Raw genomic sequence first — 18,777 nt, 5'->3', positions numbered from 1 at the left:
TCCCGCCCGTCCTTTTTGGACGGGCGGGACGCCCATCCCACTTTCAAGAGTGGAAGTTATTTAATTCTCATTCCTAAGATCGATTCTGAAAACTCAACCTAAATTTAGATTGGATACTGCCTTTTCAAGAATGTGACGCGGTGCGGTGTCTCTACAAAAAAAAATCTAGGGATACGACACAGCGCCGTGTCCCTAATCTTTTATACTGACAACTGTCCGCTGACTACTGCGCGCGGAGTTAGTCTTTAATTTTGCTGACAGCTTTTTTGACTTGTTGCTCAAAGGATGTAGCTTGTGTATTGGAAGGATTTTTCATTTTTTCAATGTCAGCGTCTCCCTGAACTTCGTTAGGCCCTTTGCTGGCTTTTTCTTGAGTTTCTTCCAAGGACATTGGTTTTTTCAGTACAGCTTCTTGAGATTCTTTTTCAATACCCAAAAGTTTGTCTTCACCTTTGGTGGGGCTGCTAGTAACTGCAAAAGCCGGGAAAGCATTAGAAACAAACATCAAAGCACAAAAACAAACAGCTATTAAAGTGCGGACTAAACGCTTGGCAGGGAAGTTAAAGCTGATAAAAGACATACAAAATTTCTCCGTTTTTAGAAGTTTTGATCGGTAAGATTGTTAACAGGCAGAAGCTCACTCAAATTCTGCACAATCTTTAACTCAAGTTTGAGAAAAGCAACCTTTGCTCTCTTTCAAATTGAGCTAACATATAATATTTAGCTGAAAAAGCTGGGATTTGAAATCCTTCTCAGGGAATATTTCTAGTTGACAGGAGTCGATCGCCCCAAGAGATTTATGTAGAAGGCACTTGTGTAGAATCAAAAAAATTCTCTATAAGTGCCTTCGGATGCGCCTCACATAGCGGTATCAATGTCAGTAACTGGTTTTATCGTGGAGTGGGGGCGGGTTTATTTAGCCTCTTTACAACGTGAGAGGGCGCTTGAGTGAACCCGCAGAGCGGTTTGTTAAAAATGTTGCAAGATATGAGATGCGCCCGACTATCCACTGACTAATGACTAATAACTAATGGCTGCTGCTGTCGCACGGGAACTTGACATTTTGCTAGATAAGTTTTAATTTCTCCTACACTGAGTTGCCCGTAATGCAGCAGGGAAGCCAGTAGGGCTGCTTCTGCTTTGCCCTCAGTCACGGCTTCGTAGATGTGGTGGCAGTTGCCGGCGCCACCGGAAGCAATGACGGGAATTTCGACCATTTCGGCAATGCTGCGAGTTAATTCCAAATCGTAACCGGCTTGAGTGCCGTCCGAGTCCATGCTTGTCACCAGAATTTCCCCCGCGCCGCGCTGTTCGGCTTCCTTGGCCCAGGCGATCGCATCTAGGCCGGTATTTTCTCGCCCTCCGCGCACGTACACGTCCCAACCAGGATTATCCGCGTCTTGCCGTTTGCGGGCGTCGATCGCCACTACAATGCACTGATTACCAAATCGATCGCTGGCTTTGTCAATTAAACTCGGATCGCGCACTGCCGCCGAATTAATACTCACCTTATCAGCGCCCGCCCTCAACAAACTTTTAATTGTGTCTAAGGATTGGATACCGCCGCCCACCGTCAAAGGGATAAATACGCGATCGGCCGTTCGGTACACCACATCGATCATAATATTCCGGTCTTCGTGAGTCGCCGTAATGTCCAGAAACACCAACTCGTCAGCACCGGCATCATTGTAAACCTGAGCCATTTCTACCGGATCGCCAGCATCCTGAAGGTTGACAAAATTGACACCTTTGACCACGCGACCGGCTTTCACATCCAAACAAGGCAAAATTCTTTTCGACAACATAAAATTCTCGTGTTTCCAACTTATTGACCGCCGCAGCGAGGAAAAGGCTTTGTTGATATCTTCAAAAACCCGAAGTTAAGCCACAAATCTTAAAGATACCTTGTGTTTAACAATTCTCGGTCGGAGCCGGAGAGCCATTTTTCAGTTTTTTTAGGCCCCCTGAGAATAAATAAAACTTGGCTCGCAGTGGGAGCCGTGACCTTCGGTAGAATATGGGTAGAGAGTTATGTTTCCGCAAAAAGCAACAAATTTAAGTCCCCAGAGACATCTTTGGGGTGAAAAATATGACAATTTCGCCTATGATCGAACCATAACTACCTTCGCTGGCGATCGAATTGTGGTTCGGCAATCCTGTATGCTTTGGTGCATCGACGATCGACTAAACAATTTTAGATTTGAGAACAGCAGATTTGAGGTTTTTTAGCAGCAATCTCAGTTATAAGCCGCGCGGTAAAGTTAAAATTTAAAGTTTAAAATCTCAAATCGGTTGACTTGATGTCGTTTTTAGGGCTGTGGTGACTTTGCAAGCCAATCCACATTTGGTACTTCGTACAGAGAAAAGCGGCAATCGCTACTTGCCGCTCTCCGGCAGCAATTGCTGGACAGTAGGGCGGAGCGATGACAATAATTTTGTACTGACAGATCGCTGGATTTCCCGTAATCACGCGATGTTACAGCAAATGGAGACAGGAGAGTTCTACCTGATCGACTTGGGCAGCCGCAATGGTTCCTTTGTCAACGGGCGGCGCGTCAGTATTCCTGTCACTCTCAGAAATGGCGATCGGATTATTTTCGGTCAAACCGAATTGGACTTTTACAACCCAACCGCCGGTCACCGACACGATCCAATACACGAGACAGACTCTGAAGATTTTACGGCGACTTTGACGGTGCGTAGCCTGATTAGCGTCATGGTAATGGACATCCGAGACTTTACAGTTTTGACTAGGCAGCTAGACGAAACCCTCCTCTCGGAAGTTATCGGCAACTGGTTCCGCAAAGCAGGACAGATCATTCGCGAACACGGCAGTTGGGTGGACAAATACATCGGCGATGCCATCATGGCAGTCTGGTTCCACAAAACCAGCGGTGTCAGCAGCGAGGAAATGATGCGGATTTGCCAAGCTTTGAGCGAACTGCACAAGGCAACAGACGAACTCAGCAGCCGTTACCCCCTGCCTTTTCCTTTGCGAGTCGGGGCTGGCATCAATACCGGTTATGCAATGGTGGGAAATTCTGGCAGCAGCGACCGATCGGACTATACCGCCTTGGGAGATACTGTAAACGCAGCATTTCGCCTGGAATCTTGCACCAAGCAACTTGGCAAGGATATCGCTGTGGGAGAAACTACCTACAAATACCTGACGCAATTGGGGGCGCAGGGCGCTTTCGAGCAGCACACCGTTGCTTTAAAGGGTTACGACACTCCCACGGTGACTTACGGCGGTACTTATGCTGACTTGAATGCTTTTCTCAAAACGAAAGGAAAAAGTTCTTGATAGCGAGAAAATTGGGGCGGGGCAAAAATTAACCCTTTAAAATGGCAGTCCGAGTTTTTAATTGGGAGTGCCTTTGATAAACTTGCCTGCGATGCTTAAAAGTCGGCTATTGTCATATATTGTCCGCCTTGTCAATACCAAAATGTAAAGTTTATAACAGCCCTCTACCTATTGCGGATTTATCTGAAAAACTGCATAAGCAAAATGGTAGTCTCTACATAAATGCTGTGTATGAAATTGGGAGACAAAACTTCATGAAACGATTGGGTCGTCTATTGGCAGTATTGGGCTTAGTGCTGGGCTGCTTTGCATGGGCTGGAGACCAAAGCGCGATCGCGGCGTCATTAAGCCGTATCGTCTTGCCATCATCCTCGCTCCTAGCTGTTGAAGCTCCGGCTAGAACCAATCGCGCCGATGAGAAGCTTGCCACAGAATACGGCAAAAAACTTGATTTGAACAACAGCGCCGTCCGGGACTTTCGCCAATATCGAGGGTTGTATCCCACTTTAGCTGGACTAATTATTAAGAACGCTCCTTACGAAAAAGTTGAGGACGTACTCAACATTTCAGGTTTGACGGAAGCTCAGAAAAAAGTGCTGCAAGCTAACTTGGACAAATTCACCATAACTGATGTCGAATCAGTCTTTATTGAAGGAGATACCAGGTTGAATAACGGTCTCTACGACTAGGTAGCAGCGGGCCTCATTTGAAGGCAGAAGTCATTCGGCAGAAAGAAAAGATTTTTTTTCTCTTAGGCTGATGACTTCTGCCTTTAATTTATCAAGACTTACTTTCAACCACCATTCGGCAAAAGCCGACCAAAATTCGCTAGATTGAAATCAGCGGGTTCCCCTGATTCATCTAAAATCTAAAATCTAAAATCTAAAATCTAAAATCTAAAATCTAAAATCCCTTGACTGACATTAGTTCAAGTCCCCAGATTCATCTGTAGACTCAATTCTAAAATCTAAAATCTAAAATCTAAAATAGACTGGCGGCAGACTTATGACTGACAAATTTGACGTATTGGTAATAGGTGCTGGCGCGGCGGGTTTGTATACAGCACTTTGCCTGCCAGAGCATTTGCACGTGGGCTTGATCAATAAAAATACCCTGCCTGTTTCTGCAAGCGATTGGGCTCAAGGAGGGATTGCGGCGGCGATCGCCCCTGAAGATTCCGCAGCGCTGCACGTTCAGGATACACTGGCTGCGGGAGCCGGCCTTTGCGATTTGGAGGCGGTGAAATTTTTAGTCGAGGAAGCTGGTACTTGCATCGACTCCCTGGTGAAAATGGGCGTTGCATTCGATCGCACCGGCCCAGATTTAGCCCTCACCCTAGAAGCCGCCCACTCCCGCCGCCGAGTTCTCCACGCCGCCGACACTACGGGCAAAGCCGTTATCAGTACGCTGACAGCAAAAGTATTGAGCCGCAAAAACATTCAACTCGTATCTCCTGCCTTTGCTTTGAGTCTGTGGCTAGACGAAACCGGGCGCTGTCAGGGGATTAGCTCGATTTGCGGCTCACAAGTCAAGTGGCTGCGGGCCCAAGCTGTGGTGCTGGCAACAGGTGGCGGCGGACAGGTTTTTGCTCAAACGACCAATCCGTCGGTAAGTACCGGGGACGGGGTAGCAATAGCTTGGCGCGCCGGGGCGCTGCTGCGAGATTTAGAATTTGTGCAGTTTCACCCGACGGCGCTGAGTACAGCGGGCGCGCCTAGGTTTCTCATTAGCGAAGCGGTGCGGGGAGAAGGAGCTCATTTGGTTGACAGTAAGGGATATCGCTTTGCTTTTGACTCTCACCCCAGCGGGGAACTCGCCCCTAGGGATGTTGTCAGCCGCGCTATTTTCCGCCACTTGCAAAAGACGGGGGAACCTCATGTTTGGCTGGATTTGCGCCCGATTGCGGTCGATCGACTTCGCTACAGGTTTCCCAATATTATTCAAGTGTGCGCTGATTGGGGAATTGATATTTTTTCCGAACCGGTGCCGGTGACGCCCGCGGCCCATTACTGGATGGGAGGGATTGTCGCTGACAAGTTTAACCAAACTTCGATTCCGGGTTTGTACGCGGTGGGAGAAACTGCGAGCACGGGGGTACACGGCGCTAATCGGTTGGCGAGCAATTCGCTGCTGGAATGTCTGGTCTTTGGGGCGCAGATGGGACTTTTGCAGCTAGAAGATGGAATATCCGAGGCATTCGCCAATCAGTTCGAGGCGGGGGAAATCTGGGAAAAATCGATTTCTGAACGGGACATTGAGGCGATCGAAAGGTTGCGGGTTGAATTGCGGAATTTGGTGTGGCAGAGTGCGGGCATTTGCCGGGGACAGCGGGATTTGGAAAGGGCGATCGTCCAACTTGAGATTTGGCGGCAAGAATTTGCTTTGTTGCCTTTGAGTCAGACGCTTGATAATTTACAGCCCGGACAAATTATTGATTTTTCCCCTGCTGAGGCCCAGAATAGCTCAATTTTGCGAAATTGGGGAGAAGTTGGGAATTTATTGGATATCGGCTACTTAATTGTCAAAAGTGCTGCGTTTCGCACCGAAAGTCGCGGCGGTCACTACCGGGTGGACTATCCTCTCACAGATCCGGATTGGTGCAGCCATACTTTAATTAACCAATCCAATTGGTACAAATCTCCGCGAATAGAAGATTGAAAATTTGGGGTCAGCGCGTTCCCGTACCGTCACTTTCGGGGTTCCCGTTCGGGGTTGGTTCGTATTGTTGGGGATTTCCCAACCTAGAGGTTGGTGTAACTGTCCAAACTCTGGGGTTCTCGCCCGTGCTACGGGCTTTTGTGAAATTGCTAGTTGAGTTGCTGGCAAGTCGAGCCGCATTTGCGGTGCCGACTGTATTCACTTGCAGGCAGGCTGCCAGGGTTGCCGTTGTTGTAAGCTGAATCAAAGTACGCATAGTATTCACAGCCTTATTCAAATCACCGCAATAGATCCCTGTCTGTACCACCTATTATATCTATCAATTTACGTATTTCCACTGATATGTTTACATCTACTTTAATTAATTTTCGTAAGTTTACATAATTTTTTTTACATTAAGGCTTTTGGGGATTGGAATTTGGTTTGAGGTTGTGATTTATTTTAATATTTTGTAACATTTAGATGAGACGGCAAGTTGCTCTCATAAGTTTTATATTTGGCTAAATCTATCTAATGACAGATGACAAATTACAGGATTTTAACTTATGTGACTTTAGATTTGAGATTTTACTACTTTGGACATTTTTTTGAACGGTTTCAAAAAGCTTAGAAGCCTTACAGTTTAAGGAGCGAGCTATTTTTTTAAGTTAGCTGCACAGGGGACGCCTGAAATAATATCTCCCTCACAGCCCAATTAGGGTTTGAGGCCTAAAAATTGCTCTAAATGTGTCTGAAATAATTGAGATTTTAGATAAAAAATTGAATAATTACAAATGACTTATCAAGATTGGGGTGGGGACTTTACCTACAGTTGCATTATGTTTTTAACTGCTCTTAATTAATAAAAGTGATATTGATTTTTCCCTCGTTCCTTGGCACGATACATCGCAACATCGGCAATCTTAACTAAAATATCTGGCTCTTGACCGTCAATGGGATACAAACTAATACCAATACTTGTAGTTACAGAAACTGTATGTTCTTTTAAAATAAAAGGCTGCATGATGGCGTCGCAAATTTTTTCCGCTACTTTGGCAGCTTCCTCGCGACCTGGAATTGCCGGCAAAATGATTGTGAACTCGTCGCCGCCCAACCGCGAGATGGTATCACTGCCCCGCAAGCATTTTTTGAGCCGACTGGCAACTGTTTTTAAGAGTAAATCGCCCACATTGTGTCCGAGAGTGTCATTGATTGATTTAAATCCATCTAAATCTAAGAACAGTAAAGCTACCAATTCCTGATTGCGGGAGGCTATTTCTAGAGACTGATGCAAACATTCGTAGAACATTTGACGGTTGGGCAAACCGGTAAGAGCATCGTGATAAGCTTGGTGGCTGAGCTCAGCATTTTTTTGTTCTAGGGCATTTTGCCGAAGTTGGCGCTCGGTAATATCTCTGATTGCTCCGACTAAAAATAGGTTGCCGGCAGCATCTTTATGCAGGGATCTTTTAGTCGCAATTAGATGCGTAATTCCGTGAGCGTCAGTAAAATATTCTTCATTTTCTCGCGGCTGGTGAGTTTTAAATACTAATTCGTCTTGCTGCCAAAATATCTCGGCTTCGGCGTGGGGAAATAATTCGTAATCGGTTCGGCAACTTAAAATTTCTAAAGGATAGCCAATAAACCGACAATATGCCTGATTCAAAACTACGCAGCGGTGAGTTCGATCTTTGACAAAAATGGGGTCGGGAATTGTATCGATTAGCGATTGTAAAAATTCTTTAGACCGTTTTAATTCTTCTTGCAAGTGAGCCAGATAACCCACAACAGCAGCACCAGAACCCACAAGACTGAGGATGGGAGGAATTAACGGTAGCCACCAACCTCTTAAGAAGACTAAGTATAAACTAGCACTTAGACTTAGACAGATACTTAATAAACAGTAAGCCGATCGACCAAGGGATCGCAAATTCCAACTCACACTTGCTCCCGCCCAAGACCACAGCAAAATCCACAGCAACTCCGCAGCCTCTGGCCAGACATTGATACCCCCACGCCCGTCGATGGCTGCACTCAAAATTTGGCTCAAGAAATGAGCCTGAAGCTCGACTCCCGGTATTTGCTGGGGAGGACCAAACCAACCGGAACTGTAAGAATTTTGGTAAAAGTCTTTGAGGCTGGGGGCATTTGAGCCGATCAAGACAACGCGCGATCGTACAAAATCAGCAGGTACTGTGCCAGAGAGCACATCGCTCATCGATGCAGTGCGAAAACTGCCTCGCGGGCCGCGCAGGTTGGTCAAAATTTGATAGCCGCGGCTGTCTGCTCGAACGTAAGCACCATCATTCGGTTGAAAAGGCCGAAAAACCCCCTTGCCTAACTGCAAGTATTTAGGATTGGATTTTGCTGATTGAGGGGAAATTCCTTCGCTTTTGAGGTAAAGCAAAGCTAGTCTGAGTGCGAAACTTTGATGAGTTTTGCCGTCTCCGGGCCAAGCATAGAGCAAAGTTCGCCGCACTTTTGAGTCAGCATCGATAACAACGTTGTTGAAACCAATTCGATCGAGCTTGTCAAGTACCGGAGGCGGGCGAACTCCGAGCCTGGTTGCGTCGGGCATCAACTCAATGCCGATTAAGTTGGGAATAGTTTTAAAAGTTTTGAGCAATTCGGCGTTACCCGGTTGAGTTGGCAAATCTCGGTAAACGTCGAGGCCGATCGCCCGTGGCTTGCCAGCTTGTAATTTTTGCAGCAATTGGGCCAAAACAGCATCCGAAATTGGGTAGCCGTATTTTTGCAAGTCAGCTTCCTTAATTTCTACAATGACGATGCGCGAGTCAATGGGTTCGGCCGGCCGCCAGCGCACAAAGTGGTCGAAAGCAGCCCATTCCCACACCTGAAAACATCCGAACCAGCGCATTACAATGACGCTACTAGCAACGGCACTCGCAGTAATCAATACTCGGCGTTCTCGATCGACCCATTTTTTGATAGTTTCTAGCATATTTTGGGGATGTGGGTCTCGCCCTGTGAGCATCTAAACTACTACTACGTATAGGTTTTACCTCTCCGGGGCGATCGGCTAAGTCGATTTTAGATTTTAGGTTTTAGATTTTAGATTTTTTGGTTTTTCGGTGCGGGCGAGTCGATTTTAGATTTTAAATTATCCAATTTTTTGGTTTTTCGGTGCGATCTGGCTGCAACAGCAGAAACCGGGTTTCGCAACCCAAATATGTCATTTCAACAATCATTCTGGTAGCAGAAACCCGGTTTATTGCATTTTTATGTAAAAGTTTTAGTAATTATTCACCGAGCTAAAAACTAGAAACCCACACCTTGTTTTATTTTTTTCGTTATCACTAACTTTTACTATTTTTTATTAATTATAGATGCAAAATTTTAGATTGATTTAGCAGCACGAGCCAAGAATAAACTAAGTTAAAAACCAGGATATTTTCTGCCGCTCAATCTAAAATCTGTCATCTATAATAATCTCCAACTTTCCTGTTAGTTTTGAAAGTTGCGGGGACCCGTGTAACCCGATAAATCAGCGAGTTTCTCCAAAGATTGTGTCCCCGCATAAAACTGACCATTAATCTCCCAAGTCGGGAAACCTTTAACATTCGCAGCAGCAGCTTTGCAAATTTCAGCGCGGGAATTTTGCCCCCTGGGATCGCATTCAAAATAATCAATTATTTTGGCTGCTTCTTTGCCGAAGAGCATTTTTTGGTCGTGGCAGTGGGGGCACCAGTAAGCGCCGTACTCTTTAGCGCCGATTTGTCGGAGGTGGCGGGCCAAAGCCATTTGTGCCGGGCCGGAGATTGTAGTGACGGCAGGGGGTACAATTCCGGGGGTAGAGACAGTAGGAGGAGGTGAGTTGACGCTGTTATAAAGTCCCAAAGCGCCGATCGAACTCACCATTGCCACCAAAATGCCTGTAAACACCAACTGTCCGATATCTTCCCACTCGCGCCCGACTAGCACCAGCACAAACAGCGACAGCGCAAATAAGGCAGAAGTGACGCAATAAATGCACAGATCCTGAATTTCAAAAGCCATCAAATAAATCAAATAGCTGCTGAAAATTACCATCGCAGCAGTGATGATAAATAGCGCTTGCCAAGTTCTGTTTTCTAGTTGAGAGTGCAGTCCTTTCTTGGTGTCGGGATTTACAGCTTTGGGAGCCAATGCCAGGATTGCTATGCTCAGGTAAGCCAGACAGCCTAACAAACTTAAAGGCACTGTGCCAAAGACTGTAGCGTAGGGACTGTTGAGAACTTTGTCGCAGCCACTGGTGGGACAAATGACCGAGCCATTGGTGAATTTAGCGATCGTGAGATAGGCCGTTTCTACGACGCCTATGGCTGCGATCGCTGCCATCACAGTCCGAGACCAGCGATGAATCCAAGGGGTTGAACGTCGGCGAATCATTTTTTGATTTGGTAATTGATAATTGGGAATTGTTGACTGTTGACTGTTGACTAATGACTGTTAATGGTTAACTAATGACTACTGACTACTGACTACTGCCAACTGTCAACTGTCAACTGTCAACAACTCCTATTTTACGTTTTACTTGTGACTTTGCCCGGTTCCGGTGTTGGCCCTCTTGAGCCATTAGCATCTCTATTTTCCTGTTCGGGCTCTTTCTGTGACAAGCTGCGGCGGGCGGCTTCTACAAACTGACTGACGCGGATCGGATCTATAGGCTGCTCGATGCGGCCGTTTCGCTTCAGGGAACTCGATACGATTACACCGTCAGCGGCCTGCATGAGGGTGGAAATGTTTTCCCAGGAGGCGCCACTGCCAATGAAAACTGGAATTCCCGCCGCTGCTGCACTCGCGAGTTCTAAGTCTTCGAGATTGGGAGGGCTACCAGTTGTCCAGCCGGAAAGGATTACGGCGTCGGCTAAAGCGCGCCCGATCGTCTCTTGGACGGCTGTGGTCAAGTTGGGGCTGCCTAGGGGTCGCCCGTGCTTGACTAACACGTCTGCTAATATTTTGACATCGCTGCCCAATTCCCGGCGGTAGCGCAGTAGCTGGTGAGCTTGGCCTTCAATTAAGCCTTGGTCTGTAGCCATGATGCCGTTGAGGACGTTGACGCGGATGAATTGAGCTCCTGTGCAGGAGGCGATGGCGATCGCGCTGTGGGCGTCGTTTCGCAGCACGTTAACGCCGATCGGCAGCGTCACGAGATTTGTTAGCCTCTCAACTACCAGAGTCATGGCACTTACCACAGCCGGATCTACGCTGTCTTTGGCAAAAGGAGCGTCGAAAAAGTTCTCAACTATGATACCGTTTGCGCCACCAGAAGCCAGCGCTGTAGCCTCTTGCTCGGCTCTTCCGATAATAGCTTTGAGGTTTCCGCCCCAGCGGGGAGAAGTTGGCAAAGGCTGTAAATGTACGACACCGATTATGGGATTCGGCGTTTTGAATATTTGTTTTAAGTCCACGGATTTTCCTGAAACCACCAAGTTCACCAAAAAACGAGCGGGAAGCCCCTGACTTTACGCATGGGGAGGAAGGCGGCTGCGACGACCGTCGCCTTGAATCCCCTTTCGGGGTTGGAGAGGTCGGGTTGCCTCTCCGGTGAGGTATGGTTGCCTCAATCTCCCTTTCGGGGTAATGTTCGCTTCGAGAATGTTTAGTGAGCTTGTTAGGCTGAAAGCACTGGTTTGACCCCTTTAAGCCTGTTTAACTCTCAGCGATAGAGCGGAAAACTAGCGTCGCATTTTCCGGTATCGTGACTCAAAAAACGTAGGTCTGATCCTGTCTCTGGTAAGGTTTGGGCTTTCGGTTCAATCTCGCTCACAGAGCCGGACTGTCTTGAAAGCCCCCGCTTTTAAACGTGGGGTTCCTTACTGACGGCTGACGGCGGATTTTGACGGTATATTCTAGAATTCTATATCCACGGGGGCGATTCGGTTGACTTAATCGGGTCGCCAAGTTGCTCCAACCCCGCAGCCATAACAGTTTAGATTTTAGATTTTAGATTTTACAAAGGCGACCTACACACGTCACTCCAAGACAGATACTTGCTTGTAAGCAGGAGTCCTGGAAAACAAAAAAGTTCAGGTTTTAGCGAGATCTCCCAGATTCATCTGTCGAGTCAATGCTTTAATCTTTAATCTCAAATCGACTGACTACAATCAGGGATGAAAGCTTGACTGCAGTTGCATTCTTTTTTATACCTTGGTGTCGGCAGGGGTTTTTCCTTCTCTATCGAGGTTAAGTGGTGGAAGTTGTTCTCATAATTTTGGCTGTCACCGCAGGATTGGGGGCAGCAATCGAAGTGCTCCTGCGGGTGCTGCTAGGTTTTGGTAATCCTTTGATTTATATTGCCGATGCCGAGTGCGGCTATTTGTTGGCGCCCAATCAGAAGGTGCATCGCTTGGGCAACCGGATTGAGATTAACGAGTATTCGATGCGTACTGGAGCGATCGCCCCGATACCCCCTGCAGAAACTCTGCGCGTCTTGCTGTTGGGAGATTCTGTCGCCAACGGTGGTTGGTGGACGCATCAGACAGATACGATCTCGGAAATTATGACTCGGAATTTGAGACTGCAAGTACAGAATGTGGCGAACAATACACAATTAGGTTCACAAGTCAACTATTCAAATTTTGAAGTTCTCAACGCCTCAGCCAATTCTTGGGGGCCGAGGAATCAACTTGCTTACGCCAAGCGTTTCGGTGTTTTTGGGGCAAAGGCTTTGGTTTTGCTGCTCAATACGGACGATTTGTTTGCGTCGGCTCCCTGTTCTCTGGTTGTGGGGCGCGATCGATCTTACCCGGATCGCAAACCCCGATCGGCTACGCTAGAGTTATTAAGCCGCTACCTGCTCCCTGCAGTGCCGACTCGCCAATTGGCAGCACCCGGAGCCACAAGCAGCGATGTAGTAGCCTGCAACTTAGAAGCTATTCGCCAAATCCAGAAAATAGCTGTATCCGCCAACGTCCAGTTTGTGCTAGCAGTCACGCCGAAGCGGGGCGAACTCGGCGGCCCGCTTCGGCGTGACTGGGAAGTCAAAGCTAGAGCGCGTCTCGCCGAACTCGTAGCAACAGAGAAAATTACTTACATAGATTTTCTTCCCATTTTCAATGGTGCGGCCGAATTTCCAACTTTGTATCGAGACAGCATTCACCTGAGTCCTCAAGGAAATCAGCTAGTTAGCAAAACCATCAGTCGTCAAATAGTCGCTCTTTGTTGACATAAATCGTGACTTCACCTAAAAACGGATACTTGCCCACGACTCCTGTTGTCGAGAGCAAAAAAGTTTAAACCTTAGTTCAAGCCCCCAGATTCATCTGCAGAGTCAATCGATTTTAGATTTTAGATTTTAGATTTTAGATTTTAGATTTTAGCCTTGACCCCACGGATCAATTCGGGGGCTCCTTTATCGGATACAGGTTTTTTATTTATGGACGAATAAATCCGGGGGCTTGTATCCTGGATGCTTGATTGTCAATCTAAGATCTAAAATCGTTCGACTGAGGGCAACCCGACGCTCGCACTCGCCGAACTTCTCACGCCGAATTGTCCAATCTCAAATCGACTGACATCGAATCCGGTTGCATGGGAACAGTTACCATCTTCAACGAACAACAAACCCAAAGTAAAAGCACCCGGAAACGACACGATTTGTCTCGATTTAGCTAACTTGCAAAGTAGACTCTAGCTCTTTCGGATACCAAGCTTGACCGTCGAGAGCCATTTGCTCGATCGAACTCGCAAGCCGCAGAGCTTTGAGAGCTTGTTCTCCTCCCACAGAAGGCTGATTTCCACCCCGCACGCAATTAATAAAATGCTCCAATTCTGCGTGGAGCGGTTCAATATTGCTGGTGTAAACTTTCTCGATCAACCCATCTTGACGGTAAAGCACCTGACCGTAATCCGTCACGTAATTGGCGGTTGTTTGTCGGTGAATCAAGATTTCGTTGTTGAGAAAATCTGCCTCTGTCAGAGAATTCTTGCAGTGAGCGACGATTGAACGGAGTTTGCGGTGCGTCACCTTACTGGCAGTCAGGGTGGCGACAATGCCGTTAGCAAAGTTCAACGTCGCTGTCACGTAGTCTAAATAACCTGAATCTGAGGCTCTGCTGCCACTGGCTGTCAGCTTCACCACTTGGGAATCTGCCAATTCCAAAAGCAAGTCGATGTCGTGGATCATTAAATCCAAAACTACCGATACGTCGTTAGCCCGCTGGGAATAGGGACTCATCCGGTGAGCTTCCAATGCCAGTAACTCTTCAGTTTTCAGCACTTTGCCGAGTTCCTGAAAAGCTGGATTGAAGCGCTCGATGTGACCCACTTGTAAAATCCGGTGGGCCTCAGCAGCCGCGTTGACCAAAGATTCGGCTTCGGCAATGCTAGCCGCGATCGGCTTTTCAATTAAAACGTGAACACCCGCTTGGAGACAAGACATCCCCACAGGGTGATGCAGGCGAGTTGGAACGGCGACGCAAACTGCATCTACGTGGGCGAGCAAATCTCGGTAGTCTTCAAAGAAGCGAACCCGGTATTTGCTTGCTACATCTATTCCCCGCTCTACATTTATGTCTGCAACACCCACGAGTTCGATATCTTTTAGCAAGCTCAGAACTCGCGTGTGATGCTGGCCCATATTGCCAACCCCAATCACCCCAATGCGGAGGGGTTCGGGTTGACTTCGCTGGGCGAAAACGTTTGCGTATCCCAATGACATCCTATCTAGCACTCCTGGATTCTCCTCCACCACCACAGGAATCAAGCCCCTTGGCTTCCCTCAGCTACTCACAGCCATCCAGATAGTACCACAGTCAAACTATTTGTGAAGAATTTCTAAGTTCAGTTGCGATTATCGCATCAGGCAATTAAGCAGAAGCGAATCATACACAAGGAGAGAATACTGGGACAAAAGGTCTGGAAATTTTGTATTGACAAAGATTATTAAATGTGCAATAGGAGCGGGACGATCGCCTGCTGCATCGCCACAACACAAACCCGTCGGAATATTTGGCGATTACGATAAAACATTTTTCTAGTTTGTGTTCAAAAGTCATAGTGAAAGTCATAAATTATACAAATACAATAGGTGACGCATCCGTATTAGTTCGGTTATTTACATTCGGCAATCTTTGACTTCAAAAAAATTTACTTTAAGAATGGGGATAATTACGGGCGATCGCTGACTCAAATAAATTACACTTACGTCAATACTCCGGACAGTTTTTGAGATCGAGGCTGAAACCCTCATTCTACCGTTAGCATTCGACCTCACTGAGAAGGCTGAAACCCTCATTCTGCCGTTAGTGATTGAAAACTGTCCGGACTATTGTTACGTAAAGCTTAATAAAAAACAATGAGTCACAAACAAAGGCACAGATTAGGAAGTGCGATCGCTAGCACAATTTTAAGTTATGCAGGAGTGTCATTCGTAGGAGTTGACCAAGCACAAGCCGCCGTACTCACCTACAATTTCCAAGTGGAAAATACTTCACGTAGCGGCTTTTTTAAGTTTAATAACTCCTCGCTTACAGGAATAGGATTTGAAGAAATTGCCGTTTCCGAAGGAAGATTGGAAGGATGGGAAAAATATTACAATTTGGCAGGGGCTACAGCTTCTTTTGAGCAAGGAGTTTTTCGCGGACTGTTTGCAAGTGGCGGCTACAATGTAATAAATGAATATATCAGTCCTCCAGACGAACCAGGAGGGCCTTTTTACTGGGTACATGAGAGCTACGAATCTTGGTCTATAGGATTTACCTATTACTCGTGGAGTCACGAGACTGTGTACAGACAGATGAACTATCAATCATATATAGACGATGGATTGCTCATCGTCGATAGCTATATTCCATACTCTAGAGGGTGGGGGTCCTCTGATGTTTCTTACACCCTAGTGGATACCGCAGCCGAACCAGTTCCCGAACCTCTCACAGCAGGGGGCACAGCTTTAGCATTGGCTGGTTTAAGCTGGTTAAAACACAAGAAAAAAATGGCAGCTTGAAGTGCTCTGGCACCTTAACAATTAAGCACTCAGAAGTCACTTTTCAAAGAATATTCGAGTTGCAAAATTTTGCTCTCGATTCGGAGACAGAGCTCTGGCTTTCAAAATCGCAGCTACCAAAAACGCATAGGACAAAACTCCCACCAAGGCCAGCAAAAGTACGCTGGCGGCTCCCGACGCATTCCACAAAGCGTGAAGTGCGGAAGCGCTGAAATAACCTACGCCCAAAATTTGCCAGCGCTTCCTGGGCTTGAGGGCGCTCAAACCGATAAAATATCCCAAATAGCCGCTGTAAGCCATGTGTCCGGCGGCGGAACCCAAAATGCGGGGAATTAGCAACTGCAATCCTACTAATTGTCCGGCGTCGGGTCCTGCTTGCAGAGTGACATTTTGGATGACATTGGGAACGTACTGTCCCAGAGTTTCTAACAGTGTAAAGCCGACTGCTGAGGCACTTCCTAACAGAATTCCGTCTAAAGGTTCCCAAACGCCGATGCGATCGCGCCAGGGATTTTTCAGCCAATTTCCCAGCAACATCGCTCCCAAAACGGGCAGGGCTTTCAGCAATTCTTCCATTAGACCCGCCCCGAAAAACATTCTGGTCAAAAAAGGCAAAAAACTGATTGTTTCGCCTTCGATTGGCAGGCGACCGGGCAAAATTTCTCTAAATACGAATATAAATCCAATTAATAAGGGGCTGCTCAGAATCAGGACTGTAGCTAAAGCCGAACCAAGCAATACCCACCAAGGCTTGTGTTTGCCGCACAGTTGATAGATAAAGTAGTAAGCCGCACCGGCGAGGTAAGCTGACAGCAGCAAGTTGAATGCTGCGGAATTTCCAACGGCGACAAACATCGACACGACAACAATAACTGTGGCGATACCTGGATATAAGTAAGCTTTTTGGCTTAATTGTTTGCCAGTGGAGGCGATCGGGAATAATTGAGTTAAAGTGAGAGCATCTTTTTCGCTACCAGCAAAATTGCCCGTTTGTGGTGTTCTTAATCCGGGTTGATTTTGGTAAGGGGTTATGGGAGATTCAAATATAAATTCAGGGCCGTCAAGGCCGAGACTGATGCGATCGCCTGTTTCTAAAGTTTGGCAGCCAGAGAGCTTTTTTCCGTTGATATAAGTTCCGTTAGCGCTGTTGAGGTCGCAAATTTCCCATCTCGTCAAAGTACCCTGAGTTAGGGGACGGACTGCGGCGTGGCGGCGGGAAACCATGCCGTGGACGATCGACTCTAAAGTTATTTGACAATTGCGATCGCGTCCGATGACCAATTCCCCATCTTCAGAAAGTTGGTACTTGGATACTGGGGTTCCCACAGCGTCTTTGGCTGGCACTTGTCGCAGAAATCCGATTTCATTAGTCATGAGTTATGAGTCATTAGTCATTAGTCATTAGTCATTGGTCATGAACTCGCAAGCTGTTAGCTGATGTTATTTTTGAGCAGTCTTTATTCCACAGTTATTGGTTGTTAGCTGCTGACTAATTACTAATTACTAATTACTAATAACTGCTGACTAATGACTAATGACTAATAACTCTTATAGATTGGCCCTGGCATCCTGAACGGCTGCATAGAAAAATATGCCAGTTAGCGGTACGCTCAGGGCGAGAATGATGCCCGTGACTAAATTGCCAAGTTGAGCTTCTCCCGATGACAGCTCAAAGATGGAGCCGACTGCCGCGATCGCAGTGATGCACGAAAGAGCTAAGAGTAAACCACTTTTCGGAGTTCCTGCCATCATACTGATTTTACTGCCTTTGGAGAAAATTTATGCTTGACTAATGCTTCATTTAGTGCGAGCTTGTTTTCTACTCTGTCTACAAACAGCACTCCGTTGAGGTGATCCATTTCGTGCTGAATTGCCCTTGACAGTAACTCTGTTGCTATCAGGGTTTGTGGGCGGCCGTATTCGTCGCGGTAGGAGACTTCAATGACTTCTGGGCGTTTGACTTCTAAATAAACTCCCGGAATGCTCAAACACCCTTCTTGCAAGATGCAGATATCGCCACTGCTACTTTTGATGGTGGGATTGATCAAAACGATTGGGGGTGTAGCGGGATTTTCCGGGTCACAGTCGAGGACGATTACTTGTTTGTGGACTCCGACTTGGGGGGCAGCCAAACCGATACCGTCGGCACTGTACATGGTTTGCAGCATTTCTCGGACTAGCTGCCGAATTTCTGCATCGACGCTTTTGACGCGCTTGGCTGGCTGCCGCAGGACGCGATCGCCTAATGTGTGTATTGTTAGGGGCGGTTTTTCTAACTTTTTCTTTTCAATCAAGACCTGAGCCGTCATAGAACCTCGCGAGATGTTTGGAAACCCCCAACGAAAGCTGTTGGGGAATGGAATTGGAACCAATACTATTATTTTCAATATTAATCTAATTTTCAGTAGCCATGACTGGAAACGCACCAAACCAACGGCCGGTTATTTCTCTGGGGCTTTCGCCTGTTTTAGTGGCGGTAGAGCTTTTAGGTGCGATCGCGCTTTTGCTGGGTGTTTTGCTCATCGTCAAGTTTTGGGCCGTTTTGCCCGATCGAATTCCGATTCATTTCGGTTTGGGGGGGCTGGCTGATGCTTGGGGCGACAAGGTGACGATTTGGATCATGCCGGTGGTGGCTGCGATTATTTTTGCGCTTTTAACTGCGGTATCGCGCTATCCACATACTTTTAATTATCCGGTACCGATTACTTCTGAGAACGCTCGTCGGCAATATCTGTTGGGGCGAGGTCTTTTGGTTTGGCTGAAGGCGGAGATTTGCTGGCTGTTGGCGTTTGTGGTGCGACAGCAAATTCTTGGGGAGCATCCCGGTTTTGCGCTTTTGAGCATCAAACGGATATTGATCCGTTAAGGTAGGCGCACCGAAGCTTAAGCA

16 protein-coding genes are annotated in these 18,777 nt (G+C 47.0%); 6 read left to right on the top strand and 10 right to left on the bottom strand.

Translation table 11 applies throughout. The features are described from left to right. Positions 1-238: 238 nt before the first annotated feature. Positions 239-580: a low temperature-induced protein gene (locus Q5691_RS25390; RefSeq protein ID WP_333216310.1), complete on the bottom strand. Its 342-nt coding sequence runs from the start codon at positions 578-580 to the stop codon at positions 239-241. A gap of 433 nt (positions 581-1,013) precedes the next feature. After that, a complete protein-coding gene (hisF, locus tag Q5691_RS25385) occupies positions 1,014-1,805 on the bottom strand; it encodes an imidazole glycerol phosphate synthase subunit HisF (RefSeq protein ID WP_333216308.1) in 792 nt (263 codons plus the stop codon). A 512-nt stretch (positions 1,806-2,317) separates the two neighbouring features. Here hisF and Q5691_RS25380 point away from each other — a divergent pair. From Q5691_RS25380 to nadB, 3 genes are all read left to right on the top strand, one after another. Next, complete coding sequence (locus Q5691_RS25380; RefSeq protein ID WP_333084136.1) at positions 2,318-3,304, top strand: adenylate/guanylate cyclase domain-containing protein; 987 nt, start codon at positions 2,318-2,320, stop codon at positions 3,302-3,304. Positions 3,305-3,558: 254 nt separating this feature from the next. Continuing rightward, complete coding sequence (psbU, locus tag Q5691_RS25375) at positions 3,559-3,993, top strand: photosystem II complex extrinsic protein PsbU (protein ID WP_333164451.1); 435 nt, start codon at positions 3,559-3,561, stop codon at positions 3,991-3,993. Between the two features lie 316 nt (positions 3,994-4,309). Then, positions 4,310-5,962: an L-aspartate oxidase gene (gene nadB / locus Q5691_RS25370; protein ID WP_333347825.1), complete on the top strand. Its 1,653-nt coding sequence runs from the start codon at positions 4,310-4,312 to the stop codon at positions 5,960-5,962. Positions 5,963-5,972: 10 nt separating this feature from the next. On the opposite strand, the gene Q5691_RS25365 is transcribed toward nadB, so the two are convergent. From Q5691_RS25365 to btpA, 4 genes are all read right to left on the bottom strand, one after another. Continuing rightward, on the bottom strand, positions 5,973-6,227 hold the full coding sequence (locus Q5691_RS25365; RefSeq protein ID WP_333312315.1) for a hypothetical protein: 255 nt from the start codon (positions 6,225-6,227) through the stop codon (positions 5,973-5,975). Between the two features lie 573 nt (positions 6,228-6,800). Further along, a complete protein-coding gene (locus tag Q5691_RS25360; protein ID WP_333312134.1) occupies positions 6,801-8,936 on the bottom strand; it encodes a CHASE2 domain-containing protein in 2,136 nt (711 codons plus the stop codon). A gap of 470 nt (positions 8,937-9,406) precedes the next feature. Then, positions 9,407-10,330, bottom strand: a complete 924-nt coding sequence (locus Q5691_RS25355; RefSeq protein WP_333216260.1) for a vitamin K epoxide reductase family protein — start codon at positions 10,328-10,330, stop codon at positions 9,407-9,409. Between the two features lie 134 nt (positions 10,331-10,464). Beyond that, positions 10,465-11,352, bottom strand: coding sequence for a photosystem I biogenesis protein BtpA (btpA, locus tag Q5691_RS25350; protein WP_333057464.1), 888 nt, complete (start codon positions 11,350-11,352; stop codon positions 10,465-10,467). A gap of 782 nt (positions 11,353-12,134) precedes the next feature. Between btpA and Q5691_RS25345 the strand changes: the two genes are divergently transcribed. Then, entirely contained in the window at positions 12,135-13,109 is a 975-nt protein-coding gene (locus Q5691_RS25345; protein ID WP_333216262.1) for an SGNH/GDSL hydrolase family protein, read from the top strand. Positions 13,110-13,550: 441 nt separating this feature from the next. Here Q5691_RS25345 and Q5691_RS25340 read toward each other — a convergent pair whose 3' ends face one another. Continuing rightward, positions 13,551-14,603, bottom strand: coding sequence for a Gfo/Idh/MocA family protein (locus Q5691_RS25340; protein ID WP_015178266.1), 1,053 nt, complete (start codon positions 14,601-14,603; stop codon positions 13,551-13,553). A 636-nt stretch (positions 14,604-15,239) separates the two neighbouring features. Between Q5691_RS25340 and Q5691_RS25335 the strand changes: the two genes are divergently transcribed. Next, the gene (locus tag Q5691_RS25335) at positions 15,240-15,887 is read left to right on the top strand and encodes a PEP-CTERM sorting domain-containing protein (protein WP_333347822.1); all 648 of its coding nucleotides are present in this window, start codon (positions 15,240-15,242) and stop codon (positions 15,885-15,887) included. A 36-nt stretch (positions 15,888-15,923) separates the two neighbouring features. On the opposite strand, the gene Q5691_RS25330 is transcribed toward Q5691_RS25335, so the two are convergent. From Q5691_RS25330 to def, 3 genes are all read right to left on the bottom strand, one after another. Then, positions 15,924-17,261, bottom strand: coding sequence for a PrsW family glutamic-type intramembrane protease (locus Q5691_RS25330; protein ID WP_333347819.1), 1,338 nt, complete (start codon positions 17,259-17,261; stop codon positions 15,924-15,926). Positions 17,262-17,435: 174 nt separating this feature from the next. Further along, entirely contained in the window at positions 17,436-17,636 is a 201-nt protein-coding gene (locus Q5691_RS25325; RefSeq protein WP_199292547.1) for a hypothetical protein, read from the bottom strand. Further along, on the bottom strand, positions 17,636-18,196 hold the full coding sequence (gene def, locus Q5691_RS25320; protein ID WP_190659061.1) for a peptide deformylase: 561 nt from the start codon (positions 18,194-18,196) through the stop codon (positions 17,636-17,638). Before def ends, Q5691_RS25325 begins: the two co-directional genes overlap by 1 nt. Positions 18,197-18,297: 101 nt before the next feature. Here def and Q5691_RS25315 point away from each other — a divergent pair, with 101 nt between their 5' ends. Next, positions 18,298-18,753 carry a DUF1648 domain-containing protein gene (locus tag Q5691_RS25315; RefSeq protein ID WP_333347816.1) on the top strand — a complete coding sequence of 152 codons (456 nt, stop codon included), beginning with the start codon at positions 18,298-18,300 and terminating at the stop codon, positions 18,751-18,753. Positions 18,754-18,777: the final 24 nt, after the last annotated feature.

Origin of the sequence: Microcoleus sp. w1-18aA5, assembly GCF_036701705.1 — a bacterium.
GTDB lineage: Bacteria > Cyanobacteriota > Cyanobacteriia > Cyanobacteriales > Microcoleaceae > Microcoleus.
The sequence above is the reverse complement of the archived record's forward strand: the minus strand, read 5'-3'. Positions and strand labels throughout refer to the sequence as shown.